We start from the raw sequence: 643 nt of genomic DNA on the forward strand, positions 1-643 counted from the left end.
GCCCACGTTGCGAGCGAGCAGGGCCCAGCCCGCGCCCGAGCCCGTCCGCACCCAGGAGCCCGAGCAGCAGGGAGAGCGCCGCGTCGTCGTGAAGAAGATCTCCCAGTCCCCGCTGCTCCAGCTTGCCTACCACGGCATGTCCGGCAAGGACGCCGACGTGGAGGCCCTCACCCTCCTGCTCAACATCCTCGGCGACGGCGACTCCTCCCGCCTCCACCGCCGCCTCGTCGAGGAAGAGCGCGTCGCCATCCGCACCAACACCATGTACACCCCCGGCTTCGACCCGGGCCTCGTCTGGTTCACCGCCGACCTGCCCACGGGCGGCGACCTGGCGCGCGTCGAAGCCCTCATCACCGAGGAGCTCGCCCGCGTCGTGAAGGACGGCGTCACCGACGCCGAGCTGCGCAAGGCTCGCAACATCACCCTCGCCAACTTCTGGCGCTCGCTGGAGACCATCAACGGGCGCGCGTACGCGCTCGGCTCCTCCGAGGTCTTCCGCGGCGACTTCCGCAAGGTCTTCGACGCCCCTGCCCGCTACGAGCGCGTCTCCCGCGACGACATCCGCAAGGTCGCCGCTCGCGTCTTCGTCCCCCAGCGTCGCACCGTCGGCTGGCTCGTCCCCACCGACGCCGCCGACTCCGCC

Annotated in this window: 1 protein-coding gene; it reads left to right on the forward strand. The window is 71.5% G+C overall.

All coding sequences use genetic code 11. The features are described 5' to 3' along the window. Nucleotides 1-643, forward strand: a 643-nt coding sequence (locus tag FJV41_RS49550; RefSeq protein ID WP_141649549.1) for a M16 family metallopeptidase, incomplete at both ends; no start/stop codon positions are given.

The organism is Myxococcus llanfairpwllgwyngyllgogerychwyrndrobwllllantysiliogogogochensis (genome assembly GCF_006636215.1).
GTDB classification, from domain to species: Bacteria; Myxococcota; Myxococcia; order Myxococcales; family Myxococcaceae; genus Myxococcus; species Myxococcus llanfairpwllgwyngyllgogerychwyrndrobwllllantysiliogogogochensis.